Source organism: Mesorhizobium sp. U510 (genome assembly GCF_059180695.1).
Genome location: NZ_CP180532.1, coordinates 5,141,622 through 5,156,722, shown reverse-complemented (window position 1 = coordinate 5,156,722; position 15,101 = coordinate 5,141,622). Strand labels below are relative to the sequence as shown.

Below are 15,101 nucleotides of genomic sequence, written 5' to 3'. Positions count from 1 at the left end.
GATCACGGTGAAAGTGCCGCATGCTGCTCGCGCACCCAGTTGTGGAAGCGGTGCAGTTCATACTCCTCGGGCATGAGCACGCCGGCCTGGTGGCGCATCGAGCGCAGGCCCCTCTGGTTGACCTCGCAAATGGCGGCGTCCTCTTCCAGCACCTGTGTGCCGAAGGCGACGATGTTGTCGATATCGGTCGCGGCCAGCGCCTCGGGCGCGAACAGCCACTCGGCGACAAGTTCGGTCTCTTCCGGGCCGAGCGGCACCAGGCGTACGGTCCTGACATAGTCGACATGACCGACGATGAACATCGAGGGCAGGCTGGTGGCGTATGTCTGGCCGGCGGCGCGTTCGGCTGGCGTCAATCCGGAGAAGACCGGCCCGTGCGCCTGGCCGTCGCGCGACCAGGTCTCGGCGCCGGCGCGCAGGCCGCCGGAAAATTCCGGTGCGTCATTGTCGGCATGGCGCGTCCATTCGGGATCGTCGTGCCGGCTCATCAGGCCGCGGCCATAGATCGGCACCAGCCGCGAGAGGTCCTTGTGGACGCCCGGGCAGTGCAGGCACTCGTTGAAGTTTTCCCAAAAGATCTTCCAGTTGCAGTGCATTACCTTGCGCAGCACATGGCCTGATACCAGCGTTTCCAGCGGCCAGTTGCCGAGATTGCCGGAGGCCGGGTCGAAGGATGCCTGCGCTGAGCCCGCCGCATCCTCCTGCAGATTGATGAACACGAAACCGCGCCACACCGAGAGCGCGACGCGGTAGAGCGGATGGTCGGCCTTGTCGAAGCCAACGGGCAAGGATTTCGACGGCACGCGCACGAGGTCGCCGCGCAGCGAATAGGACCAGGCGTGGTAGGGGCAAGTGATCAGTCGCGCCTTCAGCCGGCCCTCGCTCTCCTGGCAAAGCTGCGAGCCGCGGTGGCGGCAGGTGTTGTGGAAGGCGCGCAGCGCGCCGGTGTCGTCGCGCAGCACGACGATGTCCTGCGTGCCGATGCGGAATCGGCGGAAGGCCAGCGGCTGGGCCAGATCGGCCTCGCGGCAGATGAGCAGCCAGTTCTTGTACCAAATGGCATCGAGGTCGCGCTGGTACTTCTCACCATCCCAATAGGCCGATGAGGGCAGGGTCGGTTCGGCCTGGGTCAGGCCATTGTAAGGGGCGCGCTCGCTGGCAGTGGGCTGCATGGCTGGCTTCCTGTGAAGCGGCCAGCCGACACCCGGCAGGAAGAATTGTCAATTCTCGTGCCTGGAAACGGCATGGCGCAATCGCGCTGTTTGCCGGCGGAATTTGGTTTGCCGCGTGTCGCGATTTTCCCTATAGTCATGCAGTCGTCGGTTCCGTTTTGGAGCCAAGAGGGAATGCGGTGCGGGCGAAATTCTTGCCCAATGCCGTGGCTGCCCCCGCAACTGTGTGCGGTAGTCCTCTCCATATGCCACTGAAGGTTCGTCTTCGGGAAGGTGGGGAAGGGCGCTGATCCGTGAGCCAGGAGACCTGCCGACGACGGCAAAACTGACAGGCCCTCGGGTGGAGGGTGAAAGGACAAGATATGAATACCGCTTCCGTCTCCCTCGGCGCCTCCGTCTCCTCGCAGTCGCGCTTCATGCAGCTGGCGCTCGCCGCACTGCTCGGCACCTTCATCATCGGCTTTGTCGGCTTCTCGCATATCGAAGCGGTCCACAATGCCGGTCATGACAACCGGCATTCGATGGCGTTTCCCTGCCACTGACGAGGATCTGACATCATGAATCTGTTTCGCAACGTCGTGTTCATCGCGGCGATCGCAGGGCTCGTGGCCGGCGTCGTTCTTGCCTGCATGCAGGCCTATGCCACCGTACCGCTGATCCTCAAGGCGGAAGTCTACGAACAGGCCGAAGGCGGCTATAGCCATGACCATGCCGCGGCGCCGACTGGGGCCGCCAGTGGCAACGCGATGAGTTCGGCCGCACCGGCGGCAAATTCGATGAGCGCCGCGACCCCGGCACCGGCCGCAGCCGCCGCTCCGGCCGAAGACCAAGGCTGGGCACCGGCCGACGGCTTCGAGCGCTTTGCCTTCAACGTGGTGTCCAATGTTGTCACCGGCATAGGCTTCGCGCTGATCCTGGTCGCGGTTTCGGAATTCGCCGGCGGCATCGGCAATTGGCGCCAGGGCGTGTTCTGGGGTCTGGCCGGCTTTGCCATCTTCACACTGGCGCCCGGTCTCGGCCTGCCTCCGGAACTGCCGGCCATGCCGGCCGCCGACCTGACGCAGCGCCAGATCTGGTGGGTGGCAACCGTGATCGCGACCGCTATCGGGCTCGGCCTGATCGCATTCCGCAAGTCGCTACCGCTGGCCATCCTTGCCGTGGCGCTGATCGTTGCTCCGCACATTGTCGGCGCGCCGCAGCCCGACAGCTTCGAGACGCCGATCCCGGAGGGCCTGCACCACCAGTTCGTGGTGGCGGTGACGCTGACCAATCTGGTGTTCTGGCTGGTCCTCGGCGCCGTCGTCGGCGTGGTGCGCGGACGCTTCACTGGCACGGCGACCAGCCTGCGCGACAGCTTTGCCTGATCGCAACAAGCTGACCTTCATCATCGGCGGTGCGCGCTCCGGCAAGAGCGCGCATGCCGAAATCCTGGCGACGGCGTTGCCGTCACCGTGGACCTATATTGCCACCGCGCAAGCCTATGACGACGAAATGCGCGAGCGCATCGCGCTGCACCGCTCGCGGCGCGGCGAGGGCTGGACGACCATCGACGCGCCGCTCGACCTTGCCGGCGCGCTCGAGGCCTTGCCGGACAACCAGCCGGTGCTCATCGACTGCCTGACGCTGTGGCTGACCAATCACATGCTGGCCGATCACGACGTCGGCGCCGAGTGCCGGCGGCTGGCGGATGTGCTGTCGCGGCCGCGCGGCCCCTGGTTCGTAGTCTCCAACGAAGTCGGGCAAGGCATCGTGCCGGACAATGCCCTGGCGCGCCGTTTTCGCGATGACGCCGGCCGGCTCAACCAGCAGGTCGCGGCGATCGCCGATACGGTGCTGCTGATGGTGGCGGGGCTACCGCTCAAGGTGAAGTGACATGACCGACATCGACAACAAGCCCACCGAGGACCGGGACGAAGAACGCCATCGCGCCAAGATGGCCAAGCGCAAGGCGGTGCAGGATGCCGAGGTGGCGAGCAAGACGGTCGAAAAGGGACTGCTGATCGTCAACACCGGTCCGGGCAAGGGCAAGACCACGGCCGCCTTCGGCCTGGCGCTGCGGATGCTCGGCTATGGCAAGCGCGTCGGCGTCGTCCAGTTCATCAAGGGCAAGTGGCACACCGGCGAGAAGGATGCGTTTGCCGCTTTCGGCGACCGCGTCGTCTGGCATGCGATGGGCGAGGGCTTTACCTGGGAGACGCAGGATCTGAAGCGCGACATCGCCGCCGCCGAGGCCGCCTGGGCCAAGGCACTGGAGTTGATCGCCGATCCCTCGATCAGCCTTGTCGTGCTTGACGAGCTCAACATCGCCCTGCGCTACGATTATCTCGATCTCGACAAGGTGGTTGCGGCGCTGAAGGCGCGCCGCGAGGGCCTGCATGTCGTCGTCACCGGCCGCAACGCCAAGCCGGCGCTGGTCGAGGCGGCCGATCTGGTCACCGAGATGGGCGTGACCAAACACCACTTCTCGGCAGGCGTGAAGGCGCAGCAGGGGATCGAGTTCTAGAACGCAAGAACGGCGATGACCGAAACCACGGCGAACAACGCGATCAGCAAATAATCGGCGACGCGGTAGAGTTTCAGCGCCCGCCTGATGTCGCCGCTGTCGACGTCGCGGAGGCCGCCTTCGCCCATGAAGACGTCGTCGACCACGATGCCGCCATAGCTGCGCGGGCCTGCAAGCGCCAGGCCAAGCGCGCCGGCCATGGCCGCTTCCGGCCAGCCGGCATTGGGAGAGCGGTGCTTTTTGGCATCGCGCCGCACCGCCTGCCAGGCATTGCGGGGATCGGCGTCCTTGACCAGGAAAGCCGCCAGCACGATCAGCAGCGCCGTCAGCCGCGATGCCGGCAGGTTGATCCAGTCGTCGAAGCGCGCCGCCGCCCAGCCGAAAGCCTCGTGGCGGGGGGTGCGGTGGCCGATCATCGAATCGGCGGTGTTGGCGGCCTTGTAGGCAGCGCCGCCGGCGAGCCCGCCAACACCTGTCCAGAAGGCGGGGGCGACGATGCCGTCGGAAAAATTCTCGGCCAGGCTCTCGATCGCCGCGCGGCAGACGGCGGCACGGTCGAGCGCTTCGGGATCGCGGCCGACGATGCGCGAGACGGCGACACGGCCCATTGCGAGGCCGCCCGATTCGAGCGAGTCAGCCACGGCCTCGACATGTTCGTAGAGGCTCCTCTGCGACAGCAGCGATGTCGCCAGAAGCGCGGCGATGAAAAACCCCAGGGGTACGAACCAGAGCAGGACAAGCTGCACGCAAAGGCCGATCATCGCCGGCACCAGCACGATGATCAGCAGCGCCTGGATGCCACGCTGGCGACGCAACGCGTCGGGATCAGTGGCGCGGTTGAGCCTCAAGTCGAGAAAGGATATCAGCCTGCCGAACCACGTCACCGGATGGCCGATGGCGCGGAAGAGCCAGTCCGGGTAACCCAGGACAAATTCGACGGCCAGTGACAGGAAAGCGATCAGGACAGACATGAAGCTTCTTGATGGAGCGGTGGACCATGGTGGGAAGTCTTGGCAGGGCGAGGGCGCTTTTCCCCAACGCTCCTCTGCCTTTCGTCGACCTTTCGACTGGTATCAACCCGCACTCCTACCCGCTTTTCGACCTGCCCGCCACCTCGCTGTGGCGATTGCCGGAAGCGGCACGGGCGTGTGAGCTGATGGAGATCGCGGCCAGCACTTATGGCGCGCCGTCGCCGGCCAATGTCGTCGCGGCGCCCGGCACGCAGATCCTGCTGCCGCGCGTGGCATCGCTGGTCAGGCCCCGCAAGGCTCTGGTGCTGGGGCCGACCTATGCCGAACATGCGCGCGCAGCGGCGATCGCGGGGCATCAGGTGAGCGAAGTCAGCGATTTTGCGGCGCTGGCGCAGGCCGATCTTGCCGTCATCGTCAATCCGAACAACCCGGATGGGCGCGTCATCGAGCGCGAGCGGCTGCTGGCACTGGCCGCCGGGCTGCGCGCCAGAGGCGGGCTGCTGGTCGTCGACGAGGCGTTCATGGATGTCGGCCCACGCCAACACAGCCTCGCCGGAGATGCAGATCAAGGCGGCCTCGTCGTGCTGCGCTCGTTCGGCAAATTCTTTGGGCTAGCCGGCCTGCGGCTTGGCTTCGCGCTTTCCGATAGCGCGACCGTCGAACGGCTGGAGACGCAATTCGGGCCATGGGCCGTCGCTGGCCCAGCGCTGGAATACGGCATTCGCGCGCTTGCCGATATTGGCTGGCAGGACGCAATGCGGGCATCACTCGCCGAGGGTGCGGCGCGGCTCGACGCACTCTTCGGCCGTTTCGGCGTGCCTGTAGCGGGCGGTACCACGCTGTTCCGCTATATCAGCCTTCCGGATGCCGCCTGCCTGTTTTCGGCGCTTGGCGAGAGGGGCATTCTGCTTCGCCACTTCAAAGACCGGCCGTTTGTGTTGCGGGCCGGCCTGCCGGGGAGCGAGGTGGAATGGCAGCGGCTCGAATCCGCTCTTGCCGAATGGGCGTCGCGGCGCGAGGATCAATCGAAGGGCTCGAAACAATGATCCATGTCTGCTCGCTGGCAAAGGTCGAGGAAACGGTGGCAAGGACCGGCGCCGACCGCATGCTGTCGCTGCTCGCCGCCGGAACCGAGGTGGTGCGACCGGCCTCGATCGCCCGGGAAAACCATCTGCATCTGGTCATGCACGACATTGTGGTGGCGCAGGACGGCATGACCATGCCGGGCGAGGAGCATGTCCGCGACGTGCTCGATTTCGCCCGCCGCTGGGATCGGGCGAAGCCCATGGTCGTGCATTGCTATGCCGGCATCAGCCGCTCGACCGCTTCGGCCTACATCATCGCCGCCGCACTGTCGCCGAAACGCGACGAAGCCGAACTGGCCCAGACGTTGCGGGCGCTGTCGCCCTCGGCGACGCCCAATCAGCGGCTCATTGCCGTGGCCGACGCGCTGCTGGAGCGCAATGGCCGGATGATCGAGGCGATCCAGTCGATCGGGCGCGGCGCCGACGCGTTCGAAGGCACACCGTTCGAGCTGAAGATCATGGGCTAGCGGTGCCCATGCATCGCTGTAGGACTATCGAGTGCCTTCATTCGCCCAATCTTCGTGCCCGTGGCGTACCCGCACAATGAACACGTCGCCGTCGACTTCTATCCGGTAGACGACAAGATGGGCTTTGAAGGGATGGATACGCATTGGTGGCGACAATTCAAGCCGCTCCCGTGCCATTCGGGGACTGGCAGCGATCAGATCAAAGATCGCGAACAACTCGTCATGATACTGTCTAGCCTGCACAGCACCGAACAGGCGCACCCCTTTGCTCGGCAATACCGATGATGTCCTCTTCCGCGGCTAAAGAAAGGCGAAATCCCATTACCCGTTGCCGGGTGACTTTCCAGCGCGCTTGACTGCCTCAGTAAAGAGCGCGTCCCTGGATCGATTGCCGATGCCACTCTTCAATCCGTCATCGACAAAGCGTTGCATGGCGGCAATGTTGTCGTTGCGCTCCTGATCCCGACGGATCAAATCGCGGACATAGTCGCTCGCGTTGGCGTAGCGACCCGTTTCGGTTTGCGCCTCAACCCAATCCTTCATCGGATCAGGCAATGATACGTTCATTGTTGCCATATCGGCCTCCATATCCCGCGCAGTATGATCCATTTTGGCAAAGTTTGTCAAAAATCCAGATGCGGGGTTAGTGTCTCAGTTCAAGGCGGACTGCCGAGTCTCGAAAGCGTCGCTGAAATTCAAACTGAGACACTACTGATGCGGGAGTGTTTTGCGAAGGCGCGATTGTGACTTAGGCGCCTATTTCAGCCAGTCGGCGAGCTTCGCCTTGCGCACATCCCGCAGCAGGCTGATGAAACCGTCGGCCTGATGCTCTGCCGTCAGCCGGCCCTTTTCCGCCGTCGCAATGCTGGCGTCGCCGACCACGCCGTTCGGGTTGAGATCGGTGGCGATCCAGGCAAAGGCGTGGGTGCCGGTGTGGCGCAGCAGCGAAAATTCCTTCTCGGCCCTGGCGACATTGGAAACGAAATTGTCGGCCTTGGCCATGTCGACGAGGTCCGGCCGGAAATGCAGCATCAGCGAGGTCTCGACATCGCCGCCATGGATGCCGTGGCGGTCCTCGAGTTCGGTGTACATGCCGGCCGGGCGGCCAAAGCGCTGCCAGCTCGTCTTCACCGCCAGCATCTTTTCGCGCACCCGCAATTCGCGCGTGATGATGCCCATGATCTCTTCATTGCCGCCATGCGAATTGACGACGATGAGTTTGCGCACCCCGGCGCGCGCGATCGACATGCCAAGCTCGGTCCAGGCCTCGACCAACGTCGTTGCCGGCAGAGTGAGCGTGCCCGGCGCATGCAGGTGCTCGTTCGACTTGCCCACCGCCTGGACCGGCAGGATGCGGATGTCGAGATCGTCGGGCAGGCGGGCGATCACCGTGTCGAGCATGCCGTTCATGATCGAGGTGTCGGTCGAGACAGGCAGATGCGGTCCATGCTGCTCGATCGCGGCCACCGGCAGAACGGCGATCGTCGCCTCCGGATCGATCGAGGCGTATTCGGTTGTCCGGTAGTCTCCCCACCAGACGCGTCTTTTTGCAGCGGTCATGTCATGCCTCTTCGATGAACGGTGAGACCTAGCGCGGCACAGGCCTGCTGTCGATCACCCGGCAGCGATGACCTCGACCTCGACCTTGAATTGCGGACGGGCAAAGCCGGAAACGATCATCAGCGTCGAGGCCGGCGCCGGGCTCGAAAACAGCCGGTCACGGACATCCATATAGGGGCGCAAATGGGCGCGGTCGGTGACATAGGCGTTGATGCGCACGATGTCCCCGAGCCCCAGCCCGGCCTCGCCGAGGATAGCCTCGATGTTGCGGAAGCAGAGTTCGGCCTGGGCGCCGGCGTCCTCGGGAATCTGGTCGTCCGCCGTGATCGCCACCTGGCCCGAGCACAGCACCAGCCGCTTGCCCGCCGGCACTTCGACGCCGTGGCTGTAGCGGGCAAAGGGTGGCTTGATCGACTTCGGGGTGAGGAATCTGAACATGGCAATCTCCTGGATGCCGTCAGCCTAAGGCCGTATTCACTACAGCTTCAAGATGGCTTGGGATGTCGCTGGTGCGATTGTGGACAGGCGTTCAAAAAATAGGCACGATGCCTTCGGTGCAGCACGACCTTTCCGGCTTTCGCAGATGGCTGTGGTGCAGGCGGGCGGGTTCCGGCGCGAGCCGCCGGTGGCATGTGTCTTGCTTCTTGAATCTTTGGTGTCGAGCCTGGCGCGTGGCGCCGGAGCAAACAGAGGGTGGTTGTCGATGTATGCAAAACGGAAGATCTCGGTAGCGGCGGCGGCCCTGCTGGCGGCCGGCACGCTGGGGGCCGCGGCGAATGAAAAAGTCACCTTCGGCACCAACTGGTTGGCCGAGCCGGAACATGGCGGTTACTATCAGGCCGTGGCGGACGGCACCTATGCCGCCTGCGGCCTCGATGTCACCATCATGCAGGGCGGACCGCAGGTCAGCGGCCGGCCGATGCTGCTTGCCGGCAAGATCGATTTCTACATGGGCGGCAACTTGCTGTCGGCTTTCGACGCCGTCCAGCAAGGCATTCCGATGCGCGTGGTGGCGGCCGATTTCCAGAAGGACCCACAGGTCATCATGTCCCATCCCGGCGAGGGGCTGGACAAATGGGAGGACCTGAAGAACGCCGACCAGTACATACTGGGTGACGAAGGCGTGCAGACCTTCTTCCAGTGGATGGTCACCGCACTCGGCTTCGACGCCGCCAAGCGCGCGCCCTACACCTACAACACCGCTCCCTTCCTCGCCAACAAGAAGTCGATCCAGCAGGGCTACGTCACCTCGGAGCCGTTCGCGGTCAAGAAGGAAGGCGGCTTCGTTCCGAACCAGTTCCTGCTCGCCGACTATGGCTGGGACACCTACTCGACGACGATCGAGGTGATGCAGGACACGATCGACAAGAAGCCGGAGGTGGTCCAGTGCTTCGTCGATGGCTCGGCCAAGGGCTGGTACAAGTACCTCTACGGCGACAACAAGGCGGCCAACGACATGATCAAGAAAGACAATCCTGACATGAGCGACGAGCAGATCGCTTTCTCGATCGAGCAGATGAAGAAGTTCGGCCTTGCCGATTCCGGTGATACCGAGAAACTCGGCATCGGCGCCATGACCGACGCGCGCATCAAGAGTTTCTATGACAAGATGGTCAAAGCCAAGGTTACGCCGGAAGGCATCGACATTACGAAGGCCTACACGCTGGCCTTCGTCAACAAGGGCGTCGGGCTCGACCTGAAGAAATAGGCCAGCCTGAGCATGATAGGGGAAAAGGTGGCGCGAGCGCCGGCATCGGACGTCGCTCCGACCTTGCTGGCGCTGCGCGGCGTCGGCAAGGTGTTTTCCAACGGCGTGACGGCGCTGAGCAATGTCGACCTGACGATCCGGGAAGGCGATTTCCTCAGCCTGCTCGGGCCGTCCGGTTGCGGCAAGTCGACGGCGCTACGGCTGATCGCCGGCCTGTCGACGCCGACCTCCGGCGTGCTTGACTGGCGCGGCGGCGGCTCGCTCGACCGCGCCAATATCGGCTTCGTCTTCCAGGAGCCGACGCTGCTGCCCTGGGCCAGCGTCTTCGACAATGTCTGGCTGCCGCTCAGGCTGAAAGGCGTTTCCCGCGGCAAGGCCGCCCCGGCGATCACGCAAATGCTGGCGCGGGTTCACCTGACCGGCTTCGAGAACGCCGTGCCGCGCGAACTGTCGGGCGGCATGAAGATGCGCGTCTCGATCGCGCGCGCCATGGTGACCAAGCCGCGCGTGCTGCTGATGGACGAACCGTTCGCGGCACTCGACGAGATCACCCGTTTCAAGCTCAACAACGACCTTCTGGAGCTGTGGCAGGACGAACGCTTCACCGTCGTCTTCGTCACCCACAGCGTTTTCGAAAGCGTGTTTTTGTCCAACCGGGTCGTCGTCATGGCGGCGCGGCCGGGCCGGGTGTTCGACGAACTCGCCATCGAGGCGGCCTATCCGCGCGACGAGGCGTTTCGCACCTCGCCGGACTATGCAGCCCTTTGCCGTCAGGCCTCCGACGTGCTGGTCAATGCCATCAATTCAACAGCGGGCCCGCATCATGACGGTCATTGACGGCACGTTGAAACTCGACCCCGAGGAAGCGCGGCGTGTGCGCCAGGAGCGGCTCGAGCGGGTCGGCCGCTGGGTGCTGCCGCTGGCGATCATGATCCTGGCGATCTGGCTGTGGGACCGCATCTGCGTGTGGAACGAGATCCCGCAATATATCCTGCCGCGCCCCGGCGTGGTGCTGCAGACGCTCTACAACGATGCCGGCCTGCTGTTCTCCTCGCTGCTGGTCACCTTGCGCATCACCTTTCTCAGCCTGGCCTTGGCGGTCATCGGCGGCGTCGGCCTGTCGGTGCTGTTCGCGCAATCGAAATGGGTGGAGATGTCGTTCTTCCCGTTCGCTATCGTGCTGCAGGTGACGCCGATCGTGGCGATCTTTCCGCTGATCAACATCTATGTGAACAACCAGACGACCAAGCTTCTGCTGTGCGCTTGGATCGTCGCTTTCTTCCCGATCCTGTCCAACACCACGCTCGGCCTGAATTCGGTCGACCGCAATCTGCGCGATCTGTTCAAGCTCAATGGCGCGACGCGCTGGCAGCAGTTGCGCTATCTCAGGCTGCCGGCGGCGATGCCGTATTTTCTCGGCGGGCTGAAGATCGCCGGCGGCCTGTCGCTGATCGGCGCCGTGGTGGCCGAGTTCGTCGCCGGCGCCACCGGCCAGTCGTCGGGGCTCGCCTCGCGCATCATCGAGGCCGGCTACCGGCTGAACGCGCCAAGACTGTTCGCGGCGCTGTTCCTGATCTCGCTGACCGGCATTCTCATCTTCCTTGTGCTGTCGCTGATGTCGCATCTTATACTCAGGCGCTGGCACGAAAGCGCGCTGAAGCAGGAGCGGTAGTGCCTTGATTCCGGACTCAGCCTCATATCAGCTCGCCAATGCGCGACTTCACGCGTCGCTGACGCCGGGGCTTGCTGCGGCCTATAACGGCGACGGTTTTGTACTGGCCGATATCACTGTCGCCGAAGGCAAGATCGCCGCCATTGCAGCGCATGATCGGGGAGCCGCGCCACTTGGTGCTGTCGACCTTGCCGGTCGCATCGTGCTGCCGTGTTTCGTCGACTGCCACACCCATATCGACAAGGGCCATATCTGGCCGCGAAAGCCCAATCCCGACGGCACATTCATGGGCGCGCTCAATGCCGCGGGCGCCGACCGCGCCGCGCGCTGGAGCGCCGAGGACCTGGCCAAACGCATGGATTTCTCGCTGCGCTCGGCTTACGCGCATGGCACCAAAGCGCTGCGCACCCATCTCGACAGCGTCGCGCCGCAGGAGGAAATCTCCTGGCCGGTGTTCGGGGCGGTGCGCGAGACATGGCGCGGCCGCATCGAGTTGCAGGGCGCCTGTCTGCTCGGCATCGAGGGCGTGCGCGACAAGAAGTGGTTCGACAGGCTGGCGAAACGGGTGGCCGCGGCCAAGGGCGTGCTGGGCGTCGTCACCTATATGGTGCCGGACCTGGAAGAACTGCTCGATCATGTCTTCGCGCAAGCGATCAAGCATGGACTCGATCTCGATTTCCATGCCGATGAGACCGACGACATTGCGGCGATCTCGCTGAAGAAGATCGCCGAGGCAGCACTATGGAATGGTTTCGAAGGCAAGATCCTCGTCGGCCATTGCTGTTCGCTGGCGCGGCAGCCCGATCTCGAGGTGCTGGACACGCTGGACAAGGTGGCGAAGGCCGGGCTGGCGGTGGTGTCGCTGCCGATGTGCAATCTCTATCTGCAGGATCGGCGCGGGGACCAGACCACGCCGCGTTGGCGTGGCGTGACGCTGCTGCACGAGATGAAGGCGAGGGGCATTCCTGTCGCCGTCGCTTCCGACAACACGCGTGATCCCTTCTACGCCTATGGCGATCTCGACATGCTGGAGGTCTACCGCATGGCGACGCGCATCCTGCATTTCGATCATCCGGTCGCCGACTGGCCGCAAGCGGTCACTGCCACGCCGGCCAAGGTGATGCGGCTCGATGGTTTTGGCACGCTTGCGGCCGGCGGCGATGCCGATTTCATCCTGTTCAAAGGTCGAAGCTGGACGGAATTGCTGTCGCGGCCCGAATCGGATCGCATCGTCGTGCGCGGCGGCCGCGCGATCGAGCGGCAATTGCCCGACTATGCCGAACTCGATGAACTGATGGTGGAATGATGGACGTTTCGGCGCTCAAACGCGATCTCGACGGGCTGAAACTCGACGACAATCCGGCCATCGTCCAGCAGAAGAGCCGCGATTTCTACTGGTACAGCCCGGTCCTGAAACAGCAGCTCGACCATGTCACCGGCGACCTGATCGTGACGCCGAAGACCGAGGCCGAGCTGATCCGCGTGCTCGCCGCCTGTCACCGGCATGGCGTGCCGGTGACGCCGCGCGGCAGCGGCACCGGCAATTACGGCCAGGCGATGCCATTGTCGGGCGGCGTGGTGCTCAATCTTGCCGAGATGAACGAGATCAAGTCGATCGCGCCGGGGCGCGTGGTGACGGGGCCTGGTGCTATTCTGGCCGATATCGACAAGGCTACACGCGCGCATTCCGGGCAGGAGCTCAGGCTCTCGCCCTCGACCTACAACACCGCCTCGATCGGCGGCTTCATCGCCGGGGGCTCTGGCGGCGTCGGCTCGATCAATTTCGGCGGGTTGCGCGATTTCGGCAATGTGCTGCGCCTGCGCGTGGTGACGATGGAGGCCGAGCCGAAGGCGCTCGAACTCACCGGCGAGGATCTGCACAAGGTGACCCACGCTTACGGCACCAACGGCATCATCACGGAAGTCGAGATGCCGCTGACGGCGGCCTATGAGTGGATCGATGTCATTGTCGGCTTCGATGCCTTCATGGACGCGGCGCGCTACGGCAATGCGCTGGCCTGCCAGGACGGCATCCTGACCAAGCTGATCACACCGATCGCGGCGCCCGTGCCGCAGCTTTATTTCAAGCGCCACCAGAAGTTTTTCAGGGAGGGCCAGAGCATTTGCGTCGTCATGGTGGCGCAGCATGGGCTGGATGCGTTCCTCGCCTTCACCCGGCGCGCTGGCGGCGAGGTGGTCTTCAACGCCGCGACCGCGACGCCCGAAGAGAAAAAGGGTCTGCCGCCGGCCTATGAGCTGGCCTGGAACCACACCACACTGAGGGGACTGCGCGTCGATCCCGACATCACCTATCTGCAGTCGCTCTATCCGTTTCCCAATCAGCTGGCGCTGGTCGAGAAAATGGACGCGATGTTTCCCGGCGAAGTGTTTTCGCATCTCGAGTTCGTGCGGCTGGACGGCAATATCACCTGTTTCGGCCTGCCGCTGGTAAAATTCACCACCGAGGCGCGGCTCGACGAGATCGTTCGCCTGCATGAGAAAAATGGCTGCCCGATCTTCAACCCGCATCGCTACACGCTGGAGGAGGGTGGCATGAAGCAGACGGATGCCGTGCAACTCGCCTTCAAGCGCGAGACCGACCCGCAAGGCCTGCTCAACCCCGGCAAGATGATCGCCTGGGAAAATCCGGACTATGATTATCGCTCGGGCCGCACTTTCTTGTTCAAGGGGCTGCAGAGGGCGGGGTGATGCAATGACGAACGCGTGGCTTGGCGCTGACCTGCGGGATGTCCTCCCGTGAACATCCTTGTCCTCTACGCTCACCCGGTCGAGACCAGCTTCAATGCCGGCCTGCACCGGTTGATCGTCGAGCGGCTGACGGCGGCGGGCCATGATGTCGATGATTGCGACCTCTACGCCGAGGATTTCGACCCGCGGCTGATGCGCCAGGAGAGGCTGGATTATCACAACCAGCGGGGCGCCGCGGACCCGGCGGCGCCTTATGTCGAGCGACTGCTGCGTGCCGAGGCGCTAGTGCTTTCCTATCCGGTCTGGAACTACGGCTTTCCGGCGATCCTCAAGGGTTTTTTCGACCGCGTCTTCCTGCCCGGCGTGTCGTTCAGGCTGGTCGACGGCAAGGTGCAGCCGTCGCTGCACAACATCCGTAAGGTCGCGGCCGTCACCACCTATGGCGGTAGCCGGTTCCGTGCCATTGTGATGGGCGATCCGCCACGCAGGCTGATCAAGCGCATGCTGCGCGCCACCGTAAAGCCCGGCGCGCCGGTGACCTACCTCGCGCACTATGCGATGAACCTGTCGACTGACCAAACGCGAAAATCCTTTATGACGAAGGTTGCGGCGAGCATGGATGCATTCTGATGCGGGTCCTCGTGGTCTATTGCCATCCGGTGCCGGAAAGCTTTTGCGCCGCGATCCGCGACACCGCTCTGGATGTGCTCAAGGCCAAGGGTTGGGAGGTGCGGCTGCTCGACCTCTATGCCGAGAAATTCGACCCGGTGATGGGCTGCGACGAGCGGCGCTCTTACAACAATCAGGCGCCGCAGGATCCCGCGCTGAAACCGCATTTCGAACTGCTCGGTTGGGCCGAAGCAATCCTGTTCGTCTATCCGACCTGGTGGTACGGGCTGCCGGCAATGCTGAAGGGCTGGCTCGACCGGGTGTGGGCGACGGACGTCGCCTTCAAACTGCCGGTGGGCAAAGGGCGGATCAAATCGCTGATGACGCATGTCACCAAGGTCGGCGTCATCACCACCTGCGGCGCGCCGACCTGGTGGAGCGTCGTCGTCGGCCAGCCCGGGCGCAAGACCTTGCTGCGCGGCATGCGGGCGCTGTGCGCGAGGCGCTGCACGACGTTCTTCCTGGCGCATTATCTGATGGACGCCTCGACGCCAAAGACGCGGGCAGCGTTTCTGGCGAAGGTGCGGATGAAGCTGGAAAGGTTTTGAGGAATTAGCGTCCTTCTCCCCGTTCAACGGGGAGAAG

The 15,101-nt window shown here is 63.9% G+C and carries 17 protein-coding genes, 2 pseudogenes and 1 riboswitch; of the genes and pseudogenes, 13 read left to right on the top strand and 6 right to left on the bottom strand.

Annotated features, from left to right (window positions below; genetic code table 11):
- Nucleotides 1-2 precede the first annotated feature (2 nt).
- The gene (locus ACLGL5_RS26790) at nt 3-1,172 is read right to left on the bottom strand and encodes an aromatic ring-hydroxylating oxygenase subunit alpha (protein WP_069092396.1); all 1,170 of its coding nucleotides are present in this window, start codon (nt 1,170-1,172) and stop codon (nt 3-5) included.
- A gap of 131 nt (nt 1,173-1,303) precedes the next feature.
- A riboswitch (cobalamin riboswitch) is annotated at nt 1,304-1,501 on the top strand.
- A gap of 33 nt (nt 1,502-1,534) precedes the next feature.
- Between ACLGL5_RS26790 and ACLGL5_RS26785 the strand changes: the two genes are divergently transcribed.
- Genes ACLGL5_RS26785 through cobO form a run of 4 tightly spaced genes read left to right on the top strand, consistent with a single transcriptional unit; the run spans nt 1,535 to nt 3,675 of the window.
- Nucleotides 1,535-1,714, top strand: a complete 180-nt coding sequence (locus ACLGL5_RS26785; protein WP_027046966.1) for a CbtB domain-containing protein — start codon at nt 1,535-1,537, stop codon at nt 1,712-1,714.
- A gap of 15 nt (nt 1,715-1,729) precedes the next feature.
- Nucleotides 1,730-2,536 carry a CbtA family protein gene (locus ACLGL5_RS26780; protein ID WP_064983981.1) on the top strand — a complete coding sequence of 269 codons (807 nt, stop codon included), beginning with the start codon at nt 1,730-1,732 and terminating at the stop codon, nt 2,534-2,536.
- Nucleotides 2,529-3,044 carry a bifunctional adenosylcobinamide kinase/adenosylcobinamide-phosphate guanylyltransferase gene (gene cobU / locus ACLGL5_RS26775; RefSeq protein WP_064983983.1) on the top strand — a complete coding sequence of 172 codons (516 nt, stop codon included), beginning with the start codon at nt 2,529-2,531 and terminating at the stop codon, nt 3,042-3,044. The genes ACLGL5_RS26780 and cobU overlap by 8 nt, the downstream gene beginning before the upstream one ends.
- A gap of 1 nt (nt 3,045) precedes the next feature.
- Nucleotides 3,046-3,675, top strand: a complete 630-nt coding sequence (gene cobO / locus ACLGL5_RS26770) for a cob(I)yrinic acid a,c-diamide adenosyltransferase (protein ID WP_019858756.1) — start codon at nt 3,046-3,048, stop codon at nt 3,673-3,675.
- Here cobO and cbiB read toward each other — a convergent pair.
- Entirely contained in the window at nt 3,672-4,646 is a 975-nt protein-coding gene (gene cbiB / locus ACLGL5_RS26765) for an adenosylcobinamide-phosphate synthase CbiB (protein ID WP_038647448.1), read from the bottom strand. The two genes, cobO and cbiB, sit on opposite strands and share 4 nt — an antisense overlap.
- Between cbiB and cobD the strand changes: the two are divergent.
- Together cobD and ACLGL5_RS26755 are read left to right on the top strand one after the other, a co-directional pair.
- Nucleotides 4,645-5,692 (top strand): annotated as a pseudogene (gene cobD, locus ACLGL5_RS26760) (threonine-phosphate decarboxylase CobD). The gene cbiB and the pseudogene cobD overlap by 2 nt on opposite strands.
- The gene (locus ACLGL5_RS26755) at nt 5,689-6,198 is read left to right on the top strand and encodes a tyrosine phosphatase family protein (protein WP_069092395.1); all 510 of its coding nucleotides are present in this window, start codon (nt 5,689-5,691) and stop codon (nt 6,196-6,198) included. The pseudogene cobD and the gene ACLGL5_RS26755 overlap by 4 nt, the downstream one beginning before the upstream one ends.
- A 24-nt stretch (nt 6,199-6,222) precedes the next feature.
- Here the strand turns inward: ACLGL5_RS26755 and ACLGL5_RS26750 are convergent.
- The 4 genes and pseudogenes from ACLGL5_RS26750 to ACLGL5_RS26735 form a co-directional block, all read right to left on the bottom strand.
- Nucleotides 6,223-6,520: pseudogene (locus ACLGL5_RS26750) on the bottom strand (type II toxin-antitoxin system RelE/ParE family toxin).
- Entirely contained in the window at nt 6,520-6,774 is a 255-nt protein-coding gene (locus tag ACLGL5_RS26745; protein WP_027046965.1) for a type II toxin-antitoxin system ParD family antitoxin, read from the bottom strand. Before ACLGL5_RS26745 ends, ACLGL5_RS26750 begins: the two are co-directional and overlap by 1 nt.
- 180 nt (nt 6,775-6,954) lie before the next feature.
- The gene (locus ACLGL5_RS26740; RefSeq protein ID WP_038647444.1) at nt 6,955-7,758 is read right to left on the bottom strand and encodes a creatininase family protein; all 804 of its coding nucleotides are present in this window, start codon (nt 7,756-7,758) and stop codon (nt 6,955-6,957) included.
- A gap of 54 nt (nt 7,759-7,812) precedes the next feature.
- Complete coding sequence (locus ACLGL5_RS26735; protein WP_019858748.1) at nt 7,813-8,196, bottom strand: RidA family protein; 384 nt, start codon at nt 8,194-8,196, stop codon at nt 7,813-7,815.
- 265 nt (nt 8,197-8,461) lie between these two features.
- Here ACLGL5_RS26735 and ACLGL5_RS26730 point away from each other — a divergent pair, with 265 nt between their 5' ends.
- From ACLGL5_RS26730 to ACLGL5_RS26700, 7 genes are read left to right on the top strand one after another with little or no spacing between them, the layout of a single operon-like run.
- Entirely contained in the window at nt 8,462-9,466 is a 1,005-nt protein-coding gene (locus tag ACLGL5_RS26730; protein ID WP_064983992.1) for an ABC transporter substrate-binding protein, read from the top strand.
- A gap of 12 nt (nt 9,467-9,478) precedes the next feature.
- A complete protein-coding gene (locus tag ACLGL5_RS26725; protein WP_064983993.1) occupies nt 9,479-10,303 on the top strand; it encodes an ABC transporter ATP-binding protein in 825 nt (274 codons plus the stop codon).
- Complete coding sequence (locus tag ACLGL5_RS26720; RefSeq protein ID WP_069092394.1) at nt 10,290-11,138, top strand: ABC transporter permease; 849 nt, start codon at nt 10,290-10,292, stop codon at nt 11,136-11,138. Before ACLGL5_RS26725 ends, ACLGL5_RS26720 begins: the two co-directional genes overlap by 14 nt.
- A 4-nt stretch (nt 11,139-11,142) precedes the next feature.
- Nucleotides 11,143-12,444, top strand: a complete 1,302-nt coding sequence (locus ACLGL5_RS26715; RefSeq protein WP_069092393.1) for a cytosine deaminase — start codon at nt 11,143-11,145, stop codon at nt 12,442-12,444.
- Nucleotides 12,444-13,847, top strand: a complete 1,404-nt coding sequence (locus ACLGL5_RS26710) for an FAD-binding oxidoreductase (protein ID WP_064983996.1) — start codon at nt 12,444-12,446, stop codon at nt 13,845-13,847. The genes ACLGL5_RS26715 and ACLGL5_RS26710 overlap by 1 nt, the downstream gene beginning before the upstream one ends.
- A gap of 48 nt (nt 13,848-13,895) precedes the next feature.
- Nucleotides 13,896-14,477, top strand: a complete 582-nt coding sequence (locus ACLGL5_RS26705) for an NAD(P)H-dependent oxidoreductase (protein WP_064983998.1) — start codon at nt 13,896-13,898, stop codon at nt 14,475-14,477.
- A complete protein-coding gene (locus ACLGL5_RS26700; protein ID WP_038647428.1) occupies nt 14,477-15,064 on the top strand; it encodes an NAD(P)H-dependent oxidoreductase in 588 nt (195 codons plus the stop codon). Before ACLGL5_RS26705 ends, ACLGL5_RS26700 begins: the two co-directional genes overlap by 1 nt.
- The last annotated feature ends 37 nt before the right edge of the window (nt 15,065-15,101 follow it).

Bases quoted from the DNA above. Each gene is read 5' to 3' on its own strand.
- cbiB (WP_038647448.1), bottom strand. From the start codon at position 4,646: ATGTCTGTCCTGATCGCTTTCCTGTCACTGGCCGTCGAATTTGTCCTG.
- ACLGL5_RS26710 (WP_064983996.1), top strand. From the start codon at position 12,444: ATGGACGTTTCGGCGCTCAAACGCGATCTCGACGGGCTGAAACTCGAC.
- ACLGL5_RS26755 (WP_069092395.1), top strand. From the start codon at position 5,689: ATGATCCATGTCTGCTCGCTGGCAAAGGTCGAGGAAACGGTGGCAAGG.
- ACLGL5_RS26720 (WP_069092394.1), top strand. From the start codon at position 10,290: ATGACGGTCATTGACGGCACGTTGAAACTCGACCCCGAGGAAGCGCGG.
- ACLGL5_RS26785 (WP_027046966.1), top strand. From the start codon at position 1,535: ATGAATACCGCTTCCGTCTCCCTCGGCGCCTCCGTCTCCTCGCAGTCG.
- ACLGL5_RS26790 (WP_069092396.1), bottom strand. From the start codon at position 1,172: ATGCAGCCCACTGCCAGCGAGCGCGCCCCTTACAATGGCCTGACCCAG.
- ACLGL5_RS26735 (WP_019858748.1), bottom strand. From the start codon at position 8,196: ATGTTCAGATTCCTCACCCCGAAGTCGATCAAGCCACCCTTTGCCCGC.
- ACLGL5_RS26745 (WP_027046965.1), bottom strand. From the start codon at position 6,774: ATGGCAACAATGAACGTATCATTGCCTGATCCGATGAAGGATTGGGTT.
- ACLGL5_RS26730 (WP_064983992.1), top strand. From the start codon at position 8,462: ATGTATGCAAAACGGAAGATCTCGGTAGCGGCGGCGGCCCTGCTGGCG.
- ACLGL5_RS26780 (WP_064983981.1), top strand. From the start codon at position 1,730: ATGAATCTGTTTCGCAACGTCGTGTTCATCGCGGCGATCGCAGGGCTC.
- ACLGL5_RS26725 (WP_064983993.1), top strand. From the start codon at position 9,479: ATGATAGGGGAAAAGGTGGCGCGAGCGCCGGCATCGGACGTCGCTCCG.
- cobO (WP_019858756.1), top strand. From the start codon at position 3,046: ATGACCGACATCGACAACAAGCCCACCGAGGACCGGGACGAAGAACGC.
- ACLGL5_RS26740 (WP_038647444.1), bottom strand. From the start codon at position 7,758: ATGACCGCTGCAAAAAGACGCGTCTGGTGGGGAGACTACCGGACAACC.
- ACLGL5_RS26700 (WP_038647428.1), top strand. From the start codon at position 14,477: ATGCGGGTCCTCGTGGTCTATTGCCATCCGGTGCCGGAAAGCTTTTGC.